The organism is Micromonospora purpureochromogenes (genome assembly GCF_900091515.1).
In the GTDB taxonomy this organism is placed as follows: domain Bacteria; phylum Actinomycetota; class Actinomycetes; order Mycobacteriales; family Micromonosporaceae; genus Micromonospora; species Micromonospora purpureochromogenes.
The window spans coordinates 4,293,457-4,312,807 of the sequence record NZ_LT607410.1; the positions used below are offsets into that span (position 1 = coordinate 4,293,457).

The 19,351-nt window shown below is 74.2% G+C and carries 21 protein-coding genes; 13 read left to right on the forward strand and 8 right to left on the reverse strand.

What is annotated here, in order from left to right:
• The first annotated feature begins 138 nt into the window (after positions 1 to 138).
• Positions 139 to 843 (forward strand): CBS domain-containing protein, encoded by a 705-nt coding sequence (locus tag GA0074696_RS19880; protein ID WP_088962488.1) that lies wholly within the window; start codon positions 139 to 141, stop codon positions 841 to 843.
• 78 nt (positions 844 to 921) lie between these two features.
• Here GA0074696_RS19880 and GA0074696_RS19885 read toward each other — a convergent pair whose 3' ends face one another.
• From GA0074696_RS19885 to GA0074696_RS19895, 3 genes are all read right to left on the reverse strand, one after another.
• The gene (locus GA0074696_RS19885) at positions 922 to 2,211 is read right to left on the reverse strand and encodes an MGH1-like glycoside hydrolase domain-containing protein (protein ID WP_088964689.1); all 1,290 of its coding nucleotides are present in this window, start codon (positions 2,209 to 2,211) and stop codon (positions 922 to 924) included.
• A gap of 119 nt (positions 2,212 to 2,330) precedes the next feature.
• A complete protein-coding gene (locus tag GA0074696_RS19890) occupies positions 2,331 to 3,149 on the reverse strand; it encodes a sugar phosphate isomerase/epimerase family protein (protein ID WP_088962489.1) in 819 nt (272 codons plus the stop codon).
• Positions 3,149 to 4,186, reverse strand: coding sequence for a zinc-binding dehydrogenase (locus GA0074696_RS19895; RefSeq protein ID WP_088962490.1), 1,038 nt, complete (start codon positions 4,184 to 4,186; stop codon positions 3,149 to 3,151). Before GA0074696_RS19895 ends, GA0074696_RS19890 begins: the two co-directional genes overlap by 1 nt.
• Positions 4,187 to 4,302: 116 nt before the next feature.
• Here GA0074696_RS19895 and GA0074696_RS19900 point away from each other — a divergent pair, with 116 nt between their 5' ends.
• The 5 genes from GA0074696_RS19900 (at position 4,303) to GA0074696_RS19920 (ending at position 9,007) form a co-directional block, all read left to right on the forward strand.
• Complete coding sequence (locus GA0074696_RS19900) at positions 4,303 to 5,697, forward strand: ABC transporter substrate-binding protein (RefSeq protein WP_088962491.1); 1,395 nt, start codon at positions 4,303 to 4,305, stop codon at positions 5,695 to 5,697.
• On the forward strand, positions 5,694 to 6,653 hold the full coding sequence (locus GA0074696_RS19905; protein ID WP_088962492.1) for a carbohydrate ABC transporter permease: 960 nt from the start codon (positions 5,694 to 5,696) through the stop codon (positions 6,651 to 6,653). Before GA0074696_RS19900 ends, GA0074696_RS19905 begins: the two co-directional genes overlap by 4 nt.
• Positions 6,653 to 7,519, forward strand: coding sequence for a carbohydrate ABC transporter permease (locus GA0074696_RS19910; RefSeq protein WP_088962493.1), 867 nt, complete (start codon positions 6,653 to 6,655; stop codon positions 7,517 to 7,519). Before GA0074696_RS19905 ends, GA0074696_RS19910 begins: the two co-directional genes overlap by 1 nt.
• Before the next feature lie 286 nt (positions 7,520 to 7,805).
• The gene (locus tag GA0074696_RS19915) at positions 7,806 to 8,360 is read left to right on the forward strand and encodes a methyltransferase domain-containing protein (protein WP_231925089.1); all 555 of its coding nucleotides are present in this window, start codon (positions 7,806 to 7,808) and stop codon (positions 8,358 to 8,360) included.
• Positions 8,361 to 8,401: 41 nt separating this feature from the next.
• Positions 8,402 to 9,007 (forward strand): class I SAM-dependent methyltransferase, encoded by a 606-nt coding sequence (locus GA0074696_RS19920; protein WP_088962495.1) that lies wholly within the window; start codon positions 8,402 to 8,404, stop codon positions 9,005 to 9,007.
• 47 nt (positions 9,008 to 9,054) lie between these two features.
• Here GA0074696_RS19920 and eccB read toward each other — a convergent pair whose 3' ends face one another.
• Both eccB and GA0074696_RS19930 read right to left on the reverse strand, forming a co-directional pair.
• Positions 9,055 to 10,446 (reverse strand): type VII secretion protein EccB, encoded by a 1,392-nt coding sequence (gene eccB, locus GA0074696_RS19925; RefSeq protein ID WP_088962496.1) that lies wholly within the window; start codon positions 10,444 to 10,446, stop codon positions 9,055 to 9,057.
• A gap of 70 nt (positions 10,447 to 10,516) precedes the next feature.
• A complete protein-coding gene (locus GA0074696_RS19930) occupies positions 10,517 to 11,140 on the reverse strand; it encodes a hypothetical protein (protein ID WP_157746031.1) in 624 nt (207 codons plus the stop codon).
• Positions 11,141 to 11,236: 96 nt separating this feature from the next.
• Here GA0074696_RS19930 and GA0074696_RS19935 point away from each other — a divergent pair, with 96 nt between their 5' ends.
• From GA0074696_RS19935 to GA0074696_RS19960, 6 genes are all read left to right on the forward strand, one after another.
• Complete coding sequence (locus tag GA0074696_RS19935) at positions 11,237 to 11,839, forward strand: class I SAM-dependent methyltransferase (RefSeq protein WP_088962498.1); 603 nt, start codon at positions 11,237 to 11,239, stop codon at positions 11,837 to 11,839.
• 104 nt (positions 11,840 to 11,943) lie between these two features.
• Complete coding sequence (locus tag GA0074696_RS19940) at positions 11,944 to 12,657, forward strand: polyamine aminopropyltransferase (protein WP_088962499.1); 714 nt, start codon at positions 11,944 to 11,946, stop codon at positions 12,655 to 12,657.
• 77 nt (positions 12,658 to 12,734) lie between these two features.
• Positions 12,735 to 12,914 (forward strand): hypothetical protein, encoded by a 180-nt coding sequence (locus tag GA0074696_RS19945; RefSeq protein ID WP_088962500.1) that lies wholly within the window; start codon positions 12,735 to 12,737, stop codon positions 12,912 to 12,914.
• Between the two features lie 142 nt (positions 12,915 to 13,056).
• Entirely contained in the window at positions 13,057 to 14,061 is a 1,005-nt protein-coding gene (locus GA0074696_RS19950) for a hypothetical protein (protein WP_157746033.1), read from the forward strand.
• 248 nt (positions 14,062 to 14,309) lie between these two features.
• Positions 14,310 to 15,314, forward strand: a complete 1,005-nt coding sequence (locus GA0074696_RS19955; protein ID WP_088962502.1) for a hypothetical protein — start codon at positions 14,310 to 14,312, stop codon at positions 15,312 to 15,314.
• Between the two features lie 107 nt (positions 15,315 to 15,421).
• Entirely contained in the window at positions 15,422 to 17,104 is a 1,683-nt protein-coding gene (locus GA0074696_RS19960) for a long-chain-fatty-acid--CoA ligase (RefSeq protein WP_088962503.1), read from the forward strand.
• A 407-nt stretch (positions 17,105 to 17,511) separates the two neighbouring features.
• Here GA0074696_RS19960 and GA0074696_RS19965 read toward each other — a convergent pair whose 3' ends face one another.
• From GA0074696_RS19965 to GA0074696_RS19975, 3 genes are all read right to left on the reverse strand, one after another.
• On the reverse strand, positions 17,512 to 17,730 hold the full coding sequence (locus GA0074696_RS19965) for a hypothetical protein (RefSeq protein WP_088962504.1): 219 nt from the start codon (positions 17,728 to 17,730) through the stop codon (positions 17,512 to 17,514).
• Positions 17,727 to 18,059, reverse strand: coding sequence for a hypothetical protein (locus tag GA0074696_RS19970; protein WP_088962505.1), 333 nt, complete (start codon positions 18,057 to 18,059; stop codon positions 17,727 to 17,729). The genes GA0074696_RS19965 and GA0074696_RS19970 overlap by 4 nt, the downstream gene beginning before the upstream one ends.
• Positions 18,060 to 18,129: 70 nt before the next feature.
• On the reverse strand, positions 18,130 to 18,366 hold the full coding sequence (locus GA0074696_RS19975; RefSeq protein ID WP_088962506.1) for a hypothetical protein: 237 nt from the start codon (positions 18,364 to 18,366) through the stop codon (positions 18,130 to 18,132).
• Between the two features lie 225 nt (positions 18,367 to 18,591).
• Here GA0074696_RS19975 and GA0074696_RS19980 point away from each other — a divergent pair, with 225 nt between their 5' ends.
• Positions 18,592 to 19,338, forward strand: coding sequence for a GntR family transcriptional regulator (locus GA0074696_RS19980; protein WP_088962507.1), 747 nt, complete (start codon positions 18,592 to 18,594; stop codon positions 19,336 to 19,338).
• Positions 19,339 to 19,351: the final 13 nt, after the last annotated feature.

A 19,351-nucleotide genomic window follows, 5' to 3' on the forward strand; every position in this document is an offset into this window, starting at 1 on the left:
CACCGCCCCGCACCGGCCCGCACCGCCTGGGAGCTGGCAGCCGAGGGCGGGACTTCCGGCCCGTGCGGCCGGTCCCTGCGCCCCTGCCCGGTCCGACCCGCCGCGCCTAGCGTCGAGGGCGGACACGAGGAGGTCGCCATGCGGACGTGGCAGGTGCAGGACGTGATGACGACGGACGTCGCGGCGGTTCGGGAGGGCACCGCGTACCGGGAGATCGTGGACGTGCTGACCGGCCGGCACGTCACCGCGGTCCCCGTGGTGGACGGCGCCCGGCGGGTGCTCGGCGTGGTCTCCGAGGCCGACCTGCTGCACAAGGTGGAGCTGCTCGGGCAGCCGCACGAGCGGCGGATCCTTCCCGGCCGCCGGCACCGCGAGGCGCGGATCAAGGCCGGCGCCACCCTGGCCGCCGACCTGATGACCACCCCCGCGGTCACCGTCCCCGCCGAACTGTCCCTGGTGGAGGCGGCGAGCATCATGGACAAGCGGCAGGTGAAGCGGCTGCCGGTGACCGACGACCTGGGTCGGCTGGTCGGCATCGTGACCCGGGGCGACCTGCTCAAGGTGCACCTGCGCCCGGACGCGGACATCCGCCGCGACGTGGTCGACGACGTGCTGCGCCGGGTGCTGGGCGTCGGCGACGACGTGGTGGAGGTGACCGTGCACGGTGGCGTGGTCACCCTCACCGGTCAGCTCGACCGCTGGTCGACGGTGCACCTGGCGCTGCGGCTCACCGCGCAGGTCAGCGGGGTAATCGAGGTGGTCGACGCGCTCGGGTACGCGGTCGACGACGCGCCGTTCGCCGCCCTGCGTGCCGGCGGCGCCACCCCGGCCGGCATCGCCTGACGGCGCTGCGAACCGTCGCGCCCGACTCCGGCCGGCTCGGATCGGTGGTCGACCCGCGCCGGCCGGGTCGGGCGCCGCTCACCCCTCAGCGAGGGTGTCGAGCAGCAGCGAGGCGGTCCAACTGAACGCCGCCGAGCCGAGCCCCGCCGCGGTGTCCGGGTGGAAGTACTCGTGGCAGCCGCCGGTGGCGACCAGCGCCAGCATCGACTGGCGCAGCCCGGCGGCCAGGTCCGGCCGGTGGTGCGCCCGCAGCCCCCGCCAGAGCAGCCAGTTGGTGTTCATCCAACTGGGACCGCGCCAGTAGCGCAGCGGCTCGAAGTCCGGCGCGCTCCGGTCGTGGGTGGGCAGCGGACGCGGCATGCGCGGGGCCAGGCCGAACCGCGCCGAGCACGCCTCGGTCAGCACCGCCCGCACCTGGCGCGCCGGCAGGTCGGGCAGGATCAGCGGCATCAGCCCGAGCACGGTACGGGTCGGGACCAGCCGGTCGGTGCGCAGGTCGCGCGGGTGGAAGGTGCCGGTGACCGGGTCGTAGAGCCGGCGGACCACGGCCTCGGTGATCCGGGCCGCGCGGTCCCGGTGCGGGCCGGGATCGGCCCCGACCACGGCGGCGATCCGAGCCAGGGCCTGCTCGGCCGCGCCCAGCGCCGCGTTGAACAGCGGACACTCCACCAGGAACGGATGCCACCCGGCCAGCGCCTGGTCCGTGTAGCGACGGTCGCGGTAGGAGGCGACGATCGCGACGTACCGCGCGTAGTCCAGGTCCGTGGGGCGGTGCGCGGCGTCGGCGTGCGCCGTGTCGTGCCGACGGTACGCCCGCATGACGGCGGCGTCGGCCGGTACCGCCGCCATCGGCGCATCCCAGGCCGGGCTGTTGTCCAGGCCGGACTCCCAGGGGTGCACGATGGCCGCCAGCCCGGCCCCGCCGACGTCCCGCCGGCCGGTGAGGTAACGCTGCTGGGCGACCAGCCTCGGGTACAGCCAGCGCAGCGCCTGGGCCGACGCCTCGGAGGGGGCACGGCGGTGCACCAGCCAGGCCGCCTGGGCGTGCACCGGCGGCTGGACGATGCCGGAGGTGGCGGCGGCCGGGGCGCCCTCGGCGCCGGCGGAGCCCCAGAACTCCGGCCCGGGGAAGTACGAGCCGACCCGCAGCGCCGGGTTGAAGACGATGTGCGGCACCCGCCCGTCGGCCCACTGGGCGGCGAACAGGGTACGCAGCTCCCGCCAGGCCCGGTCGGGGCGGACGTGGGCCAGCCCGATCGCGATGAACGCCGAGTCCCAGCTCCACTGGTGCGGGTAGAGGGTGCGCGAGGGCACCGTGTGGTCGTGCTCCCAGTTGGCGTCGAGGGTGGCGATGGCCAGCCGGCGCAGGTCGGCGAGGTGCCCGGCGGGCGCCGGACGGGCCGGCGCGCCGGCCCTCGGGGCGGGGCCGCCGTCCGGGTCGTCGGCGGGGGGCGCGCCGAGGCCGGACGGGCCGGCGGCGCCGGTGCTCACGCCGCCGCCTGCCGGGGCTGGGCGTGCCGGAGCACGGTCGCCGCCTGTTGCAGCGCCCGGACCGGGTCGCCGCGCAGCCGGCACTCCAGCGCCAGCCAGCCCGGGTAGCCGATGTCGCGCAGCGTGCGCAGCAGCGCCGGCCAGTCCAGGTGCCCGGCGCCGGGCTGGAACCGGTTGGAGTCGCTGACCTGCACGTGCCCCAGGTACGGCGCGGCGGCACGCAGGGCGGCGTGCACGTCGTCCTCCTCGATGTTCATGTGGAAGGTGTCGGCGACCACCCGCACCGAGGGCAGGCCGACGGCGGCGCAGAGCGTGACCGCCTCGTCGAGCCGGTTGACCATGTGGTCCTCGTACCGGTTGAGCGGTTCCAGGAAGAGGGTGACGCCCTCGGCGCGGGCGTGCTCGCCGAGGTCACCGAGGGCGTCGACGAGCACCTGCCGGTCGCCGCCGGGCGGGCGGGGCGGCTCGAACGGGGGCAGCCGGCGGGAGAACATCCCCCACGCGGCGGGGGTCATCGCGCCGATCCCGCCGAGTTCGGCGATCACGGTGAGCTGGGAGCGCAGGTTGGCGACCGCGTCACGGGAGCGCGCCGGGTCGAAGTCGCCGATGAAGTGGTCCATCTCCACGCAGACGGTGGGCATGACCACCCCCTCGGCGCGGGCCCGGCGCAGCTCCGGCAGCCGGCGGGCGAGGGCGAGGTCGCCCCGGCCGCGCAGCTCGATGCCCTGGTAGCCGAGGGCGGTGGCGAGGGCGAACTTCTGGGGCAGGCTGGTGCCGGGGAGCAGTTGCTCCTGGCAGGCGAGCGGGATGGACATCAGAACTCCAGCACGACTTGTAGGACGTCACCGGCACCGTGGTCGAGCAACGCGAGCGCGTCGGCCACCGCGCGGGCGTCCACGACGTGGCTCACCAGCGGCAGCGGGTCGACGCTGCCCTCGGCCACCAGGTCCATGAAGGTGTGGGCGATGCGGGTACCGGACCACCGGCCGGCCAGGCCGGGCGCCGGGGCGGGTCCGGAGACCTGGGCCGCCACCAGCTGGATCCGGTTGTGGTGGAACTCCTCGCCGAGGCCGAGCCCGTCGGCCTGGCCCTGGTAGAAGCCGCCGGCCACGACGCGGCCGGCGTGGGTGGTGGCGCGGATCGCCTCGTGCAGCGCCGGGTACGCCCCGGACAGCTCCAGGCAGACGTCCGCGCCCCGGCCGGCGGTGGCCTCGCGCAGCACCGCGGCGGCGGAGTCGACACCGGCGTCGACGGTGCGCCGGGCCCCGAGGCGGGCGGCCCGTTCCAGCCGGGCGGGCACCTGGTCGACGGCGACCACCCGGGCCCCGGAGAGGCTGGCCAGCCGGGTGGCGAGCAGCCCGATGACGCCCTGCCCGAAGATCCCGACCCAGTCGCCGAGGTGCAGGTCCCCGGCGAGCACGGCGGTCAGCGCGATGGCGCCGGGGCGGGCGAAGACGGCGGCGAGCGGGTCGAGCCCGGGGGCGAGCGGGTTGACCGCGCCGGCCGGCAGGACGGCCTCGGCCCGGTGCCCCCAGATGCCCCAGACGAGCTGGCCCGGATGTCGGTCGGCCACGTCGTCGGCGACCTCGACGATCTCGCCGACCTCTTCGTAGCCGAACCCGACCAGCGGGTACGGCACGGGGGTCTGCCGGGGGACGAACATCCGGCTGGTGTCGTCCCAGTCCTTGCTGAGCCGGGGGTTGCTCCCGCGGAACAGGGTGAGCTCGGTGCCAGCCGAGATGCCGGAATAGCAGGTGCGGACCCGGACCTGGCCCGGGCCGAGCGGATCGGTGGGGCAGGGCTCGAGGCTCACGCGCCGCGGCCCGGCCAGCGAGACAACCCAGTTGCCCATGGCGCTACTCCCGGGACGTACCGGGCTCAATCTTAACAAAAAATCGTTATATGTCTTGTGATTGATCAATCCAGCACGTTGAATCCCTCATGTACCCTTCGAGAGGAGTGCCACAGATGTCATCCCCTCCGATGCGGATGCTGGCCGCCACCCTGATCCTCGCAGTAACCGGGGCGAGCCTGCTGGCCTGCAGCGACGACGAGTCGAAAAGCGACAGTTCCGAAATAACCGTCTGGAGCCTGGAGGACGTGGCCGACCGGGTCACCGCCACCAAGGCGATCATCGCCGACTACACGGCCAAGACCGGCGTGAAGGTCAAGCTGGTCACCGTCAACGAGGACCAGTTCCCCTCGCTCATCGCCTCCAGCGCCGCCGCCGGGGAACTGCCCGACGTCGTCGGGTCGGTGTCGCTCGCCGGCATCCGCACCCTCGCCGGCAACGAGCTGCTGCATCCCGACGCCAACAAGGAGATCGTCGACAAGCTGGGGCGGGACACCTTCTCGCCACGGGCCCTGGAGCTGACCTCCGACGACGGGAAGCAGCTCTCGGTACCCAGCGACGGGTGGGGGCAGCTGCTGGTCTACCGCAAGGACCTGTTCGACGCCGCCGGCCTGCCCGCCCCCGACACGTACGAGAAGATCGCCGCCGCCGCGGCGAAGCTGAACACCGGCGGGGTCGCCGGCATCACCGCGGCGACCGCCCCGGGCGACGTCTTCACCCAGCAGACCTTCGAACACCTGGCGCTGGCCAACAACTGCCAGCTCACCGACGACTCCGGCGCGGTCAAACTCGACTCACCGGAGTGCGTGGAGGCGTTCCGGTTCTACGGCGACCTGATGCGCAACCACTCCGTCAAGGGCGCGCAAGACGTCGACACCACCCGGGCCACCTACTTCGCCGGCAAGGCCGCCATGCTGATCTGGTCGCCGTTCATCCTCGATGAGCTGGCCGGGCTGCGCAACGACGCCAAGCCGACCTGTCCCCAGTGCGCGAAGGATCCGAGCTGGCTGGCGAAGAACAGCGGCTTCGTCACCGCCATCAAAGGCCCGAACGGCGCCGAGCCGGCCCAGTACGGCGAGATCAGCTCCTGGGCGGTGCTCGACGGCGCCGCCGCCGACCCGGCGAAGTCCTTCGTGGAGTACCTGCTCTCCGACGGCTACCCGCGCTGGTTCGGCATGTCCCCCGAGGGGCGCTTCCCGGTCCGCAAGGGCACCGCCGACGACCGGGAGAAGTTCCTCACCGCCTGGAACACCAGCCAGGCCGGGGTGGACGCGAAGAAGCCACTCTCCGAGGTGTACGGCGACGAGGTGCTGACCGGCCTGCGCACGAGCCCGGACACCTTCCAGCGCTGGGGCCTGACCCAGGGCCAGGGCAAGCTGGTTGGCGCGATCCTGGGCGAACTGCCCGTACCCAGGGCCCTCGCGGACGTCGTCGGCGGCAAGAGCGACGCCGGCGCGGCGGCCGCCCGGGCGAAGAAGGACGTGGAGGCCATCAAGGCGGGCGTCAATTGACCACCGCGCCGCCGGAGACCGGCCGCTCCCCCACCCGGGAGCGGCCCGGCCCCGGCCGCCGACGCCCGCTCACGCTGCGCCGCCGGGAGTCGCGCGCCGGGCTCGCACTGGTTACGCCGACCCTGCTCGTCGTGGTCGCGGTGATCGGCATCCCGATCGTCTGGACGGTGGTGCTGGCCTTCCAACGGGTACGCCTGGCCACCCTGCGCAAGACCGGGCTCTTCGGTGAGCTGACGCTGAGCAACTTCGACCGGGTGCTGAATACGCCGGGCTTCGCCGACACCCTCTGGACCACCGTTCTCTACAGCCTCGGCGGCACCCTCGGGTCGATCGCGCTCGGTCTCGCGGCGGCGCTGGTGGTCCGCCGGCCGTTCCGGGGCCGAACGCTGGTCCGGGCCTCGATGCTGCTGCCGTACGTGGCGCCGGTGGTCGCGGTGGCCTTCGTCTGGCAGGTGATGCTCGACCCCCAGCTCGGCATCGTCAACGACTGGGGGCAGCGCTTCCTCGGTTGGGACGCCCCGATCCCCTTCCTGTCCCAGGACTCGACCGCCCTGGCCACGGTGATCGCGTTCGAGGCGTGGCGCTACTTCCCGTTCGCCTTCCTGTTCCTGCTGGCCCGGCTCCAGGCGGTCCCCGGCGAGCTGGAGGAGGCCGCCCGGGTGGACGGAGCCACCCCGACCCAGCGGTTCCGGCACATCCTGCTGCCCCAGCTGATGCCGGTGATCGCCCTGCTGGGGGTGCTGCGATTCATCATGACGTTCAACAAGTTCGACGACGTCTACCTGCTCACCGGCGGCTCCGCCGGCACCGAGGTGGTCAGCGTCCGGGTCTACCAGTTCCTCACCGCGCGGACCGACATCGGGGCGGCGGCGGCGCAGGCCGTCGTGCTGGCGGTGGTGCTGATCGTCTTCGTCGCGATCTACCTGCGCTTCTTCGCCGGACGCAGGGAGGCGTGATGGACCGCGACCAGGTCGAGACCGTCTCGCTGCGCTGGCTGCGCCGGCTGGTGATCGCCGCGTTCCTGCTGGTCACCGTGCTGCCGTTCTGGTACATGCTGGTGCTCTCGGTGCGCCCCATCGAACGGCTTTTGCTCGACCCCGGCTCGCTGTGGGTGCCGCTGGGTGAGCTCACCGTGGCCACGTACACCGAGGTGTTGAAGGCCGCCGAGGACGGCGGCCAGGGTTTCCTCACCTTCATCCGCAACAGCGGCCTGGTCGCCCTGGCCGCGACGCTGCTGACGCTGCTGGTGGCGATCCCCGGCGCGTACGCCGTCTCCCGGCTGCGGTTCTTCGGCCGCCGCCAGGTCAACGCCCTGTTCCTGGCCGTCTACCTGTTCCCGTCGATCGTCATCGCCATCCCGCTCTTCGTGATCTTCACCCGGGCCGGGCTGCGCGGGTCCCTGTTCGGGCTGGTGCTGGTCTACATCTCGCAGACCCTGCCGGTCTCGGTCTACATGCTGAAGAACTACTTCGAGACCATCCCGATCAGCCTGGAGGAGTCCGCGGCGATCGACGGGGCCGGCCGGCTCGGCATCATCCGCCGGATCAGCCTGCCCCTGGCCGCCCCGTCGATCATGGCGGTCGCGCTCTACGACTTCATGATCGCCTGGAACGAGTTCCTCTTCGCGCTGCTCTTCCTGGTCGACAAGCCCGACCGGTGGACGGTGTCGCTGGGGCTCTCCCTGCTCGCCGACGGCGTCGAGGTGCCGAAGACCGTGCTGATGGCCGGGTCGGTGATCCTCACCCTGCCCATCGTGATCCTCTTCTTCGCCAGTGAGCGGCTGCTCACCGAGGGTCTCACCGCCGGTGCGGAGAAGGGCTGACCGCCCTCCCACGGACGGTGGCCGACCTCCGGTCACCGTCCGTGGACGCCGCGATCACGCCTCGACACGCCTGGTAGATCATCGTGCCGACCGGCCCCGTCATCCGTAGCATCGTTCGAAAACCCGCCCCGGCGGGTACGGGGGAGGCCGGTGGAACGCCCTGCGCGTGCCGCCGGCAGGTGCGCAAGCACCCCATCCGTATCCGCAACGGGCAAAGGGGCCGGCGATGGGTCGAGCACGGCAGGAAGCTCCAACGGGCACCCAGGGTGAGGACTACACCCGTCGCTTGCAACGCCTGGGTGGCGCGCGCTGGAAGCAGCTGCTCGACGTGCAGGCGCCGTACCGGTGGAACCTGCGGCGGCTCGGCCTGGGCCGCACCCTCGACGTGGGCTGCGGGCTCGGCCGCAACCTCGCCAACCTCGGCGGCGGGGCGGTCGGGGTCGACCACAACGCCACGTCGATCGCGCACGCCCGGGCCGCCGGGCACGAGGCGTACACGGTCGAGGAGTTCTTCCGCTCCGAACACGCCCGGCCGGACGCCTTCGACTCGCTGCTCGCCGCCCATCTGCTGGAGCACCTCCCGGCCGGCCAGGCGCTGGAGGTGGTCTCCTCGTACCTGCCGTTCGTCCGCCCCGGCGGCACCGCCGTCTTCATCACCCCACAGGAGCGCGGCTACGGCAGCGACGCCAGCCACGTCCGGTTCGTCGGGTTCGCCGAGGCGGCGGAGGCGGCCCGCGACCTCGGCATGACCGTGGTGCGGCAGTACTCGTTCCCCTTCCCTCGGGCACTCGGCAAGCTCTTCCCCTACAACGAGTTCGTCACCGTCGCCCGGCTGCCCTGACCGCCGGCCCGCCCGACCGGGCGCCCGGTTACCGTGGCGGCATGAGCAACCCGACCCGCTGGGCGACCGAGACCGGTCCCGGGCACTCGCAGTGGTACATCGACCGGTTCCGCAAGCTCGCCGCCGAGGGCGCCGACCTCGCCGGCGAGGCGCGCCTGGTGGACGCCACGGTCGCGCCCGGCTCACGGATCCTGGACGCCGGCTGCGGCACCGGCCGGGTCGGCGCCGCGCTGGCCGCCCGCGGTCACCAGGTGGTCGGGGTGGACGCCGACCCCGCGCTGGTCGAGGCCGCCCGGGCCGACCATCCCGGCCCGCGCTGGCTGGTCGGCGACCTCGCCGAACTGGACCTGGCCGCGGCCGGCGAGCCGGAGCCCTTCGACGCGGCCGTGGTGGCGGGCAACGTGATGGCGTTCGTCGCTCCGGGCACCGAACGGGACGTGCTGGCCCGGATCGCCGCGCACCTGCGCCCCGACGGGATGGTGCTGGTCGGCTTCGGCACCGACCGGGGCTACCGGCTGGCGGACTTCGACGGCGACGCGGTCTCCGCCGGGCTGCGCCCCGAGCACCGCTTCGCCACCTGGGACCTGCGTCCGTGGCGCGACGACGCCGACTTCGCGGTCAGCGTGCTCCGGCGCCCCGCGCCCTGACCCACTCGCGGCGGGCGCCCCTGGGGCCGACCATCGCCGGGCCCGGGTCAGGCGGGGGCGGCCACCGCGCGCGCGGCGGCCGGGTCGAGCGGGCTGCCGGCAGGCACCAGGCTGACCAGGCCGGCGGGTAGCCGCACCGGGCGCACGTCGCGGTAGCCGAGCATGCCCAGCACCTCGGTGCCGGCCAGCACGTACCGCCGGCCCAGGTCGGTGACGACGGAGACCGCGCCGCCGGTCGCCCCGGGCGCGGCGACGGACTCCACCACCGCGCCCCGGCCGGGTTCGACCACCACGTGGTCGGCGAGCACCGCGCCCCGCCCGGTGGCGGCGCCGGTGCGGGCCACGGCGGTCAGGTCGGGCAGGGTGGCGCCGACACGGACGTCACGGACGTCGCCGTCGTCGCCGACGCGCGCGCAGAGCCCGCCACCGTCCACGGCGGCCAGCCGGGGCGGCGACGCGGGTGGGGCGGTGGGGCCGCTGGGCACCAGGTCCGGCAGCTTGGGCAGGGCGGCGAACCGGCCGAGGGTGATCGGCTTCGGGTCGCCCTGACCGGTGCGGGCCATCAGCAGGGCCGCCTGCAGCTCGGTGATGCCGGCGAGGCCGTCGGACTCGGCGACCGCGTACTGCCGGCCGCCGCCGGAGTTGCGGACCAGGTAGACGTCGCCGACCGCGGCGCCGGCGACCCGCGCGGCGGGCTGACCCAGCTCGGGCAGGGCCGGCGGGGCCAGGTCGGCGCCCGCGGGCAGGGCGTTGAGCAGGGCGGGCGCGACCGGCACGGCCCGCTCCCGGGTGGCGGCCAGGGCCGCCAGCACCCGGCTGGTGTCGCGCAGCAGGAAGCGCCGCTGACGCCAGACGAGATGCAGTGTGCCGTCCGGGTGCCGGACCAGCACCCCCTCCTCGCCGGTCGGCCGCCCGCCGGTGGCCTCCCGGCCGATGAGCAGGGCCGAGCGGGGCGTCGGACGCCCGGTCTCGGCCGGCCCGACCGAGCAGACCGTCCACGCGGCGGTCGAGAGCCGCCCAGGGGCGGGCAGCGAGTCCGGCGCGTCGGCGATGCCCAGCGGCAGGCCCCGGGGCACCCCGTCGATGGACCGGCGGGAGACCAGCACCGTGCTGGACCGCTCGGCGCCGATGATGAGCAGCGCGGAGGCGTAGTTGAGCACCGGGTGCAGCTTGCCGTCCCGGTAGACGAACCGGGCGCCGGACTCCTTCTCCACGATCACCGCGCCCGGGTCGCGCCACTTGCTGCCGCCACCGGCGAAGAGGCCGTACAGGGCGAAGCCCCCGAGCCCGATCGCAGCCACCAGCACGCTCGCCAGACCGGCGCCGGCGAGCCGCCGGAACGGCGACCGCGCCGGGTCGGTCTCGCGCATCACCAGCGCGGCGACCGCCCGCTGCACGGTGAACTGGTACGAGTGGAGCTGGTCCTGCCGCGACGGCATGGCGTCCCTTCCGGCGAGTCGTCGGCGGACAGGATATGCGCTGCGTCGATGTCCCGGCGACCCTGCGTCGTCACGGCTCCAGCGGTGCCGTTACGGCCAGCCGGGCGTCCACGGCGGCCACCAGCGGACCGGCCAGCCCGGGTACGGCAGCGCGGGCCCAGCCGTCCAGTTCGGCCAGCAGACCGGTGAGGTCCCGCCGCACCCCCCGGAGCAGGCCGGGGAACTGCGCGCGCGGGATGTCGACGTGCGGCCCGGCCAGGTCGGCATCGCCGGGCGGGACGGCCGCTACGTGCTGCCACAGCCGCAGTACCGCCCCGCGGTCCTCCAGGAACACGTCGGGATCGTGCCCGAGGTAGGGCGGCTGTCCGTGCAGCACGCTCCCCCACTCCCGCCACTCGTCGAGCCCCACGCAGCAGCCCGGGTCGATCACCACGTTCCCGTCGCTGACCCGCAGACCGCCGGCGGCGTAGCCATTGTCCCCGGCGGCCAGGTACGCCTCGATCGCCTCCGCCGCGCTCGTCGCGATGGCCGACAGGTCGTCGTCGGTGACGGCGGGTGCCACGAGCGCCCACAGCACCGCGCCGACCTGCTCCGGCGCGGCACGGCAAGGCACCGCGACGAGGTGCGGCCCCGGGGCCACCGGCCAGAACGGACAGTCGCCGGACCACCGCTCCAGCACGGGCGTCATCGTCACAGTCCGGCTCCTGGTCACCGGGGCAGCATCCCGGCCGGGGGTCGACACCGCACGCGATTTCGCGCCTCCGGTCGCCGGTTGGCGTATAACCGGACGGTGGACAGCAGTGAATGGGACGCGCGGTACGCCGCCTCGACGGAGCTGGTGTGGACCGCCGAGCCGAACCGTTTCGTGGTGGAGGCGGCCGCCGACCTGCCCCCGGGTGACGCGCTCGACCTCGCCGCCGGGGAGGGGCGCAACGCGGTCTGGCTGGCCGGGCGGGGCTGGCGGGTGACCGCGGTCGACTTCTCACCGGTGGCGGTGGCCCGCGGCCGGGAACTGGCCGCGCGCCGGGGCGTACCGGTGGACTGGCGGGTCGCGGACGTCACCGCCGACGCGCCCGAGCCCGGCCGGTACGACCTGGTGCTGGTCGCCTACCTGCACCTGCCCCCGGCCGCGCGAGCGACGGTGCTGGCCGGGGCGGGCGACGCGCTGCGGCCCGGCGGCACGGTCGTGGTGGTCGGGCACGACCGGGCCAACCTGGAGGGCGGGGTGGGCGGCCCGCGCGAGCCGACGATCCTGCTCACCCCGGAGGAGGTGACCGCCGGTCTCGACGGGCTCCGGGTGTGGCGGGCGGAGACGGCCCGCCGCCCGGTGACCATCGACGGCGACGCCGTGGACGCGCTCGACACGGTGGTGGTGGCGACCCGACCGGCGTGACTGCCGGGTGGGGGCGCCGGAGAGCGCGCCGACCGGTCAGGGTCGCGGGATGAGCCGGATCCGACCGGTAGCATCCCGCACGACGGTGGCGGCGAGGAGGCCGGGTGGGCGCGCGATTCGAGGAACTGGCCTGGCGGGAGACCCCGATCGGCGAGATCAGCCTGCGCCGGCGCCGCGACCCGGCGCTCGACGTCGACGTGTACGAGGTGAAGCTCGACGACGAGTTCCTGATGTCCAGCCTCTTCCCGGTGGCGGAGATCGAGCTGGCCCGGTTGGGCCTGGCCCCGCTGACCGGGGACACCCTGGACGTGGCGGTCGGCGGCCTCGGCCTCGGGTACACCGCGCGGACCGCGCTGGAGGATCCCCGGGTGCGCTCGCTGGTGGTGGTCGAGGCGATCGAGGACGTCATCGACTGGCACCGCCGGCAGCTGTTCCCCTTCGCCGCCGGGCTGGCGCCCGACCCGCGTACCCGGTTCGTGCGGGCCGACTTCTTCGCCGCCGTCGCGGGCGGCACCGGCCTCGACCCGGCGGATCCGGACCGCCGCTTCCACGCCGTGCTGCTGGACGTGGACCACTCGCCGCGGCACGTCCTGCACCCCAGCCACGCCCCCTTCTACCGGCCGGACGGGCTGCGCCGGCTGGCCGACCTGCTGCACCCGGACGGGGTGTTCGCCCTCTGGTCGGACGACCCGCCGGACGAGGAGTTCGGCCGGGTACTGGCCGAGGTGTTCCCGACCTCGCAGGCCCACGTCGTCCGCTTCGCCAATCCGTTGACCGGCGGCGAGAGCGCCAACACCGTCTACGTCGCCCGACGCTGACCGACCTTCCTGCGCCCGGGCGGCATGTCCGGCCATCCAGGGGGAAGGCGCGCGGACAGTCGATCAGGGAGGCGAAGATGCGGACCGTGCTCTGGATCGTCGGCATTGTCGGCGGCGCGCTCGTCCTGCTGGGGCTGCTCCTCGAGGCGGTCCGCTGGCTGGTCCTCATCGGGGCGGTCGCGCTGGTCGTGGTGATCGTGCTGGCGTTCGTGCGGGGCCGGCAACTGATGCGACAGCACTCCCCCGGTCGCCGATAGGCGAACGCCTGGGCCGGCCGCGGGCGCGGGCCGGAACGCGAACGGGTTGTCAGGTATCGGACAGATCGCAACCCGACGTGGTCGTCGAGGGTTTCACCGTCACATCGTCCGGAGCACCCGGACCGACCACGGGGAGATACCGATGACCCACCTCGCTCGACGCAGGATGCTGGCGGCGGCCACCGCCGGGCTGCTGTCCGCCGCGCTCGGCGTCGCCACCGCGCCGGCGACCGCCGCACCGCGGACGGCCACCGCCAGCGCCTGCAAGCTGACCACCCTGACGTATCCCGCCGGGGTCTACCGGGCCGAGGCGAACGCCGTCGACCCGACCGGCCGGTTCATCGCCGGCAAGGCCCTGCGGGTTCGCGAGGAGGGCAACCAGAACTTCCTGCTGGTCTGGGACCGAAGGCGGCTCACCACCATCGAGTCCTCGCTCGCCGAGAACGTGGCGGACGTCAACACCGCGGGCACGGTGGTCGGCAGCGGCTGGGCCGACGGCAGGCTGCGGCCGTGGGTGCTGCGCGACGGCGCCGTCGCGCCCCTTCCGACACCCCCGGGCGGCGCGGGGGCGACAGCCATCAACACGACGGGAGACGTCGTCGGCAGCGGGGTGGACCCGGACACCGGCGACCCCTTCCCGGTGCGGTGGCCGGCCGCCCGGCCCGGCACGTTCGAGGTGCTCGACCTCCCGGCCTTCGCCGAGCCGGCGGGCATCACCGAGGACGGGACCATCGTCGGCACCGCCGGCGAGTTCGCAGCGTGGACCGGCTGGGTGCGGTACCCGGACGGTCGTGTCGAGGCACTCACCGTGCCGGGGGCCCTCACCACGATCGTCTTCGCGGCGCAGGGCCACTGGGCGATCGGTCGGGTCAACCTCGGTGACGGCAACCAGGTGAAGGTGCGCTGGGACCTGCGCGACGGCTCCTGGTCGCGGCTCGCCGACGAGCTGCCGTTGCTGACCGACGTCAACAGCCGCGGGACGGTGGTCGGCGGCGACCGCATCGCCCGCGGCGACACCTCCCGGCTGCTGCCCGGCGGTGGAGCACAAGTGGGCGTCGGGGCGCGGGCCATCGCGGACACCGGCACGGTGGTCGGCTTCCGCAACGACGACGGCCGACTCACCCCGGTGCGCTGGACCGGCTGCTGACTCCAGCGACTGCGCCGCCGGCAGCGGCGGCGTCAGTCGCGTCGTCGACGGTGCGGGTGTCCGCCCGCACCGCCGACGACCGGCGGACCGCAGCGACCTGACCGCCGAGGGGCCCGGTCGCCGCCACGCCGGTCCGATCCGCCCGCCGCGGCACGCTCGGCGGCCCCGGCGGTGCAACCGGGATCGTCCCTCATCCGTGAACAGGGCATGGACGCCCGGAAACCCGGGCGCCCGTGCCGGAGGCAGCCATGACGCGGACCATCCCGAACAGCCTCCTCGCCAGCCTCACCGCCGGCGTCCTCACCGCGACGCTGGGCGCGCCCGGCGTCGCCACGGCGGCGACGAGGCCGCGGAGCGCGACGCTCTGCACGAGCCGCCCACTGCCCATGCCGGCCGACGTGACGCACGGCGAGGCGTGGGCGATCGACCCGGTCGGCCGGTTCGTCGCCGGCCGGGGCCTGCGGGTTACCGGGAACGGGTCGGAGGAGCTGCTGCTGCTCTGGGACGGGCCGCGGGTCAGCGTCCTGCCGGCCGACCCGTCCCGCCGCGTCGCCGCCGTCAACCGGTACGGCGTGGTGGTCGGCAGCGCGTTCGTCGACGGCGCGTACCGTCCCTGGCGCTACCGGGGCGGCCGGTGGGAGTGGTTGCCGGTGCCGGCGACCGTCTCCCAGGCCTGGCCGGCGGGCATCAACGCCCGCGGGGACGTGGTGGGTCACGGCTCGGTGGAAGAGAGCGAGTCCGCCCTGCCGCTGCTCTGGCCGGTGGACCGGCCGGGCACCGTGGAGGCGGTCGGCGGGGTGGCGACCGGGGCCGCGCAGGAGATCTTCGACGACGGCACCATCGTCGGCACCTCGGCCGGCGCGACCACCCTGACCGCCTGGGTCCGCCGGCCCGACGGACGGATCGACCCGCTCACCGCGCCGGGCACGACGCGGACCTGGCTACGGGCCGCTCAGGGGGACTGGGCGGTCGGCGGCGCCGGCCCGGCGGAGGACCAGGCGCCGATACGCTGGAACCTGCGCACCGGCGCGCCGTTGCCGGTGCACCCGGGGCTGCTGGCGGTGCGGGACGTCAACGCGCGGGGCGCGGTGCTCGGCGACCGGGCGGTCGACCGCGACGGCCGGCTCGTCCCGCTCCCCGGTGCGGTCCCGGGCGCGGTGACCGTCAACGCCTGGGCGATCGCGGACAACGGCACCATCGTCGGTTCCCTGAACGGCTCCACGTTGCGTCCGGTGCGCTGGACCGGCTGCTGACCGAGACCTACGCAGGCGTAGGTTACCGGTAGGTAGGTTAGGCTGGGGGGTGGTGCGCCCGGTCGCGACCGGCGGGCGGACCGTCGTGCCCAGCGAGGGGAGACCCGATGGACCTGACCGCCGAGCGGCCCTGGCTGCGCAGCTACGCCCCCGACGTGCCGGCGACCATCGCGCCGTCGGAGGAGTCCCTGGTCGACCTGCTGCGCGCGGCGGCCGGCCGGTTCGGCTCCCGGGTCGCGCTCGACTTCTTCGGGTCCACCACCACCTACGCCGAGCTGGACGCCCAGGTGGCGCGGGCGGCGGAGGCGCTGCGCCGGCTCGGCGTCGGCGCGGGCGACCGGGTGGCCCTGGTGCTGCCGAACTGCCCGCAGCACGTGATCGCCTTCTACGCGGCGCTGCGCCTCGGCGCGGTGGTGGTCGAGCACAACCCGCTCTACACGCCGCAGGAGCTGGCCCACCAGCTCGCCGACCACGGCGCCCGGGTCGCCGTCGTCTGGGACCGGGCGGTGTCGCGGGTGCGGGGCGCGGGCGCGGTGGAGACAGTGGTCGCGGTGGACCTCACCCGCGCGCTGCCCCGGTCCAAGCGCTGGGCGCTGCGGCTGCCGCTGGCGAAGGCGCGGGCCGCCCGGGCGGCGATGACCGCTCCGGCGCCGGACGCGCTGAGCTGGGACGCGCTGCTGGCCGCCGCGCCGCCGCTGGCCGCCGGGCACCCCTCGCCCCGTCCGGACGACACCGCGCTGCTGCAGTACACCGGCGGCACCACCGGCATCCCCAAGGGCGCCGTGCTGACCCACCGCAACCTGCGTGCCAACGCCGCGCAGGGCCGCGCCTGGGTGCCGGGGCTACGCGACGGCGAGGAGACGGTGTACGCCGTCCTGCCGCTGTTCCACGCGTACGGGCTGACGCTCTGCCTGACCTTCGCGGTGAGCATCGGCGCCACCCTGGTGCTGCTGCCCCGCTTCGACGTCGACCAGGTGCTCGACGCGGTCCGCCGCCGCCCGCCGACGTTCCTGCCCGCCGTCCCGCCGATCTACGAGAAGGTGGCCACCGCCGCCCGCGAGCGCGGCGTCGACCTCACCTCCGTCCGGTACGCCATTTCCGGCGCGATGGCCCTGCCGCCGTCCACGGTCCAGCTCTGGGAGTCGGTCACCGGCGGGCTGCTGGTCGAGGGGTACGGCATGACCGAGACCTCCCCGGTGGCGCTGGGCAACCCGGTCTCGCCCGCCCGCCGGCCGGGCACCGTCGGGGTGCCGTTCCCGTCCACCGAGGTCCGCATCGTCGACCCCGAGGACCCGTCGGTCGACCGGGGCCCCGGCGAGGCCGGAGAGCTGCTGATCCGCGGCCCGCAGGTGTTCTCCGGCTACTGGAACCGCCCGGAGGAGACCGCGGTGGTGCTGCTGCCGGGCGGCTGGCTGCGTACCGGGGACGTGGTGGTGATGGACCCGGCCGGGTTCGTCACCGTGGTCGACCGGATCAAGGAACTGATCATCACCGGCGGCTTCAACGTCTACCCGTCCGAGGTGGAGGACGCGCTGCGCCGGGTGCCCGGGGTGGCCGACGCCGCCGCGGTGGGGCTGCCCGGCGAGCACGGCGGCGAGGAGGTCGTCGCGGCCGTGGTGCTGAACGAGGACTGCACGGCCGATCCGGAGAGCCTGCGCACGTCCTGCCGGCAGCACCTGACGGCGTACAAGGTGCCGCGCCGGGTGGTGGTGGTCGAGGAGCTGCCCCGTTCGCAGATCGGCAAGGTCCTGCGCCGCGAGGTCCGCGAGCGGCTGCTCGCGCAGGACTGAGCCGGGCGAGGCAGGGACGCGCCGTCAGCGGACGGGCGGCCCCAGCGCAGGATGCGGCGGGCCCGCCGCCGGTCGAGCCAGTGCGGAGCCGGCGGGTCGTTCGGCGTGGTCTCCGCGACCAGAGGTCTACCAGGACCTCGGTCCAGAATCCGAGGGCGCTGAGGAGGTGGCGCGCCCGTCCGGGCTCCGGCGCACCAGGCGGCAGGACAACCTCGGCCACGCCGTCCAGGCCCGTCTCAGACGAGCCGCCGGATGCGTACCTTGGGACGCTCGGCGCGCAGGTGACCCAGCTTGTGCTGGCGGACCTGCTCGTCCCAGACCGCCTGGTCGTAGTCCGGGTCCGGGGGGGATCCACCGGTGCGAGCCGTCGCTGTAGTGGAACTTCTCGTCGCCGACCCGAAGAATGCTCACCGCAGCCAACCGAGGAAACGCCGGTGCAGCGTGCCGGCCGGCGCCCAGGTCAGATCCTCAGTGGCGCGGACGAGCTGCGCCCCCATGTAGAGCGCCAACGAGACGGGGGCATCCGCGAACTCCGCCCGCAGCTCCCGCCGCCGGGTCGGGCACGGCCACGGCGCGCCGCAGCCGCCGCAGCTCCAAATCGGCAGCACCGGCCCGTGGGTGGTCACGCGCCACCTCCCAGGAACCGCGTGGTGATCGCCCGGGCCTGCCGGCTGGTCACCCACTCCACCTGCCAGCACGGGTACGGAGTCAGCCGCGACCACCACGCCCGGCAGCCGACGCACATCCCGTCGAGCCCTGGCACGTGCACCGCGAGAATCGCCTGATCGTGGTCGCTGCTCACTCGGCTTCTCCGTCCGGCCAGTGACCCCGATTGATCGGAATCCGGTGGCGGGCACGGCAGGGCAGGTCGGCACCGCAGCGACAGACCCGTTGCCATTTGCGCCAGGACCAGACCGGCCGGTGTCGCCGGGCGAGCGTCAGCGCGGTCGCGAATAGGAAGTCGTTGTACGAGACGCGCCGCTGGTCGGGAGTCGACGTGCCAGGAGAGCCTGCTTCCGCTTCGCTCACCCGAGGCCCCTCGTCCCGTAGCCGGTCCGCTGGCCCAGCGTCATCGGCACAGCCGGCAGAATCTGTGTCGGCTCGCTGTACCACCGCGTTTCCCGCAGCCGCTTCGCCTGGTCGAGGAGCCGCCGCTGGGCCTCCGCTTGCGCGCGTTCCTGAATGACCTGCCCGATGGCGGGCCGCGTGGGTTCAGGCTGACGTATCAGCTTGCGGATCACGTCGCGGATCGACGTTGCCAAGGGACCTCCCCTGCCTCGGCGGGCGCAGGCCGTCCTCTGGGGACGAGCACTGTTTACGGCGGGGCGTCCCGCTACCGGAGGCATGGTTGCTGACCGGAGCCGACCGGTAACGGGACGCCATCGAAGCCTAGTGCACTAGGTATGCTCGGGCAAGGGAGGCACGCAAACTTGGCGCACTAGGTTGTCTGTGATCGACTGGGTGGGCTGACCGGAGGTACTGCCTACATGCCGACGCCGCCCGCCTACCTGAAGATCGCTGCCGACCTACGCGCCGCGATCATGTCCGACGACCTTCCCGCCGGAGCCAAGCTGCCATCCGAGACCGCCCTGATGCGCCAGTACGGCATAAGCCGGACCGTGGCCAAATGGGCCATCGCCGTACTCAAGGGCGAGGGCATCGTGGAGGGCCGCGCCGGGTCCGGCGTCTACGTCCGCGATACCCGCCGGCTGGTCCGCCACGCCTTGGGCCGGGACGTACGCGCCGGCAAGGGCCCTACCTCGCCGTTCGCCCGTGACGCAGCTCGCGCCGGGCAGCCGGGCACCTGGGAGCACGACAGCCGCCACGACCAGGCGGATGAACGGATCGCTGCCCGGCTCGGCGTCGAGCCGGGCGCGCCGGTGATGCGCACGGCGTACCGCTTCCTCGCCGGCGGCGAGCCGATCCAGCTCTCCACCTCGTACGAACCGCTGGCCATCACGCAGGGCACGCCCGTGGAGTGGCCGGAGGACGGTGCCGCGGTGGGCGTGGTCGCCCGCATGGACGCGATTGGCGTCCGCGTGGATGAGGTCGTGGAGCGCGTGAGCCTACGGGCAGCGGCGGCCGGCGAGGTCGAAGCACTCCAGCTGCCCGCGCGGACGTTCGTGCACACCATCGAGCGGACCTACCTCGCCAGCAGCGTGCCGGTCGAGACAGCGGACATCGTGCTGCCGGGCGGCCGGTACGACCTCGTCTACCGGATCCCCATCGACTGAGGCACCAGGTCGG

Excerpts from the sequence above, each read along its gene's own strand:
- GA0074696_RS19880 (WP_088962488.1), top strand. The coding sequence starts at position 139 with ATGCGGACGTGGCAGGTGCAGGACGTGATGACGACGGACGTCGCGGCG.
- GA0074696_RS19890 (WP_088962489.1), bottom strand. The coding sequence starts at position 3,149 with ATGTCCATCCCGCTCGCCTGCCAGGAGCAACTGCTCCCCGGCACCAGC.
- GA0074696_RS19895 (WP_088962490.1), bottom strand. The coding sequence starts at position 4,186 with ATGGGCAACTGGGTTGTCTCGCTGGCCGGGCCGCGGCGCGTGAGCCTC.
- GA0074696_RS19900 (WP_088962491.1), top strand. The coding sequence starts at position 4,303 with ATGTCATCCCCTCCGATGCGGATGCTGGCCGCCACCCTGATCCTCGCA.
- GA0074696_RS19910 (WP_088962493.1), top strand. The coding sequence starts at position 6,653 with ATGGACCGCGACCAGGTCGAGACCGTCTCGCTGCGCTGGCTGCGCCGG.
- GA0074696_RS19920 (WP_088962495.1), top strand. The coding sequence starts at position 8,402 with ATGAGCAACCCGACCCGCTGGGCGACCGAGACCGGTCCCGGGCACTCG.
- eccB (WP_088962496.1), bottom strand. The coding sequence starts at position 10,446 with ATGCCGTCGCGGCAGGACCAGCTCCACTCGTACCAGTTCACCGTGCAG.
- GA0074696_RS19945 (WP_088962500.1), top strand. The coding sequence starts at position 12,735 with ATGCGGACCGTGCTCTGGATCGTCGGCATTGTCGGCGGCGCGCTCGTC.
- GA0074696_RS19950 (WP_157746033.1), top strand. The coding sequence starts at position 13,057 with ATGACCCACCTCGCTCGACGCAGGATGCTGGCGGCGGCCACCGCCGGG.
- GA0074696_RS19955 (WP_088962502.1), top strand. The coding sequence starts at position 14,310 with ATGACGCGGACCATCCCGAACAGCCTCCTCGCCAGCCTCACCGCCGGC.
- GA0074696_RS19960 (WP_088962503.1), top strand. The coding sequence starts at position 15,422 with ATGGACCTGACCGCCGAGCGGCCCTGGCTGCGCAGCTACGCCCCCGAC.
- GA0074696_RS19980 (WP_088962507.1), top strand. The coding sequence starts at position 18,592 with ATGCCGACGCCGCCCGCCTACCTGAAGATCGCTGCCGACCTACGCGCC.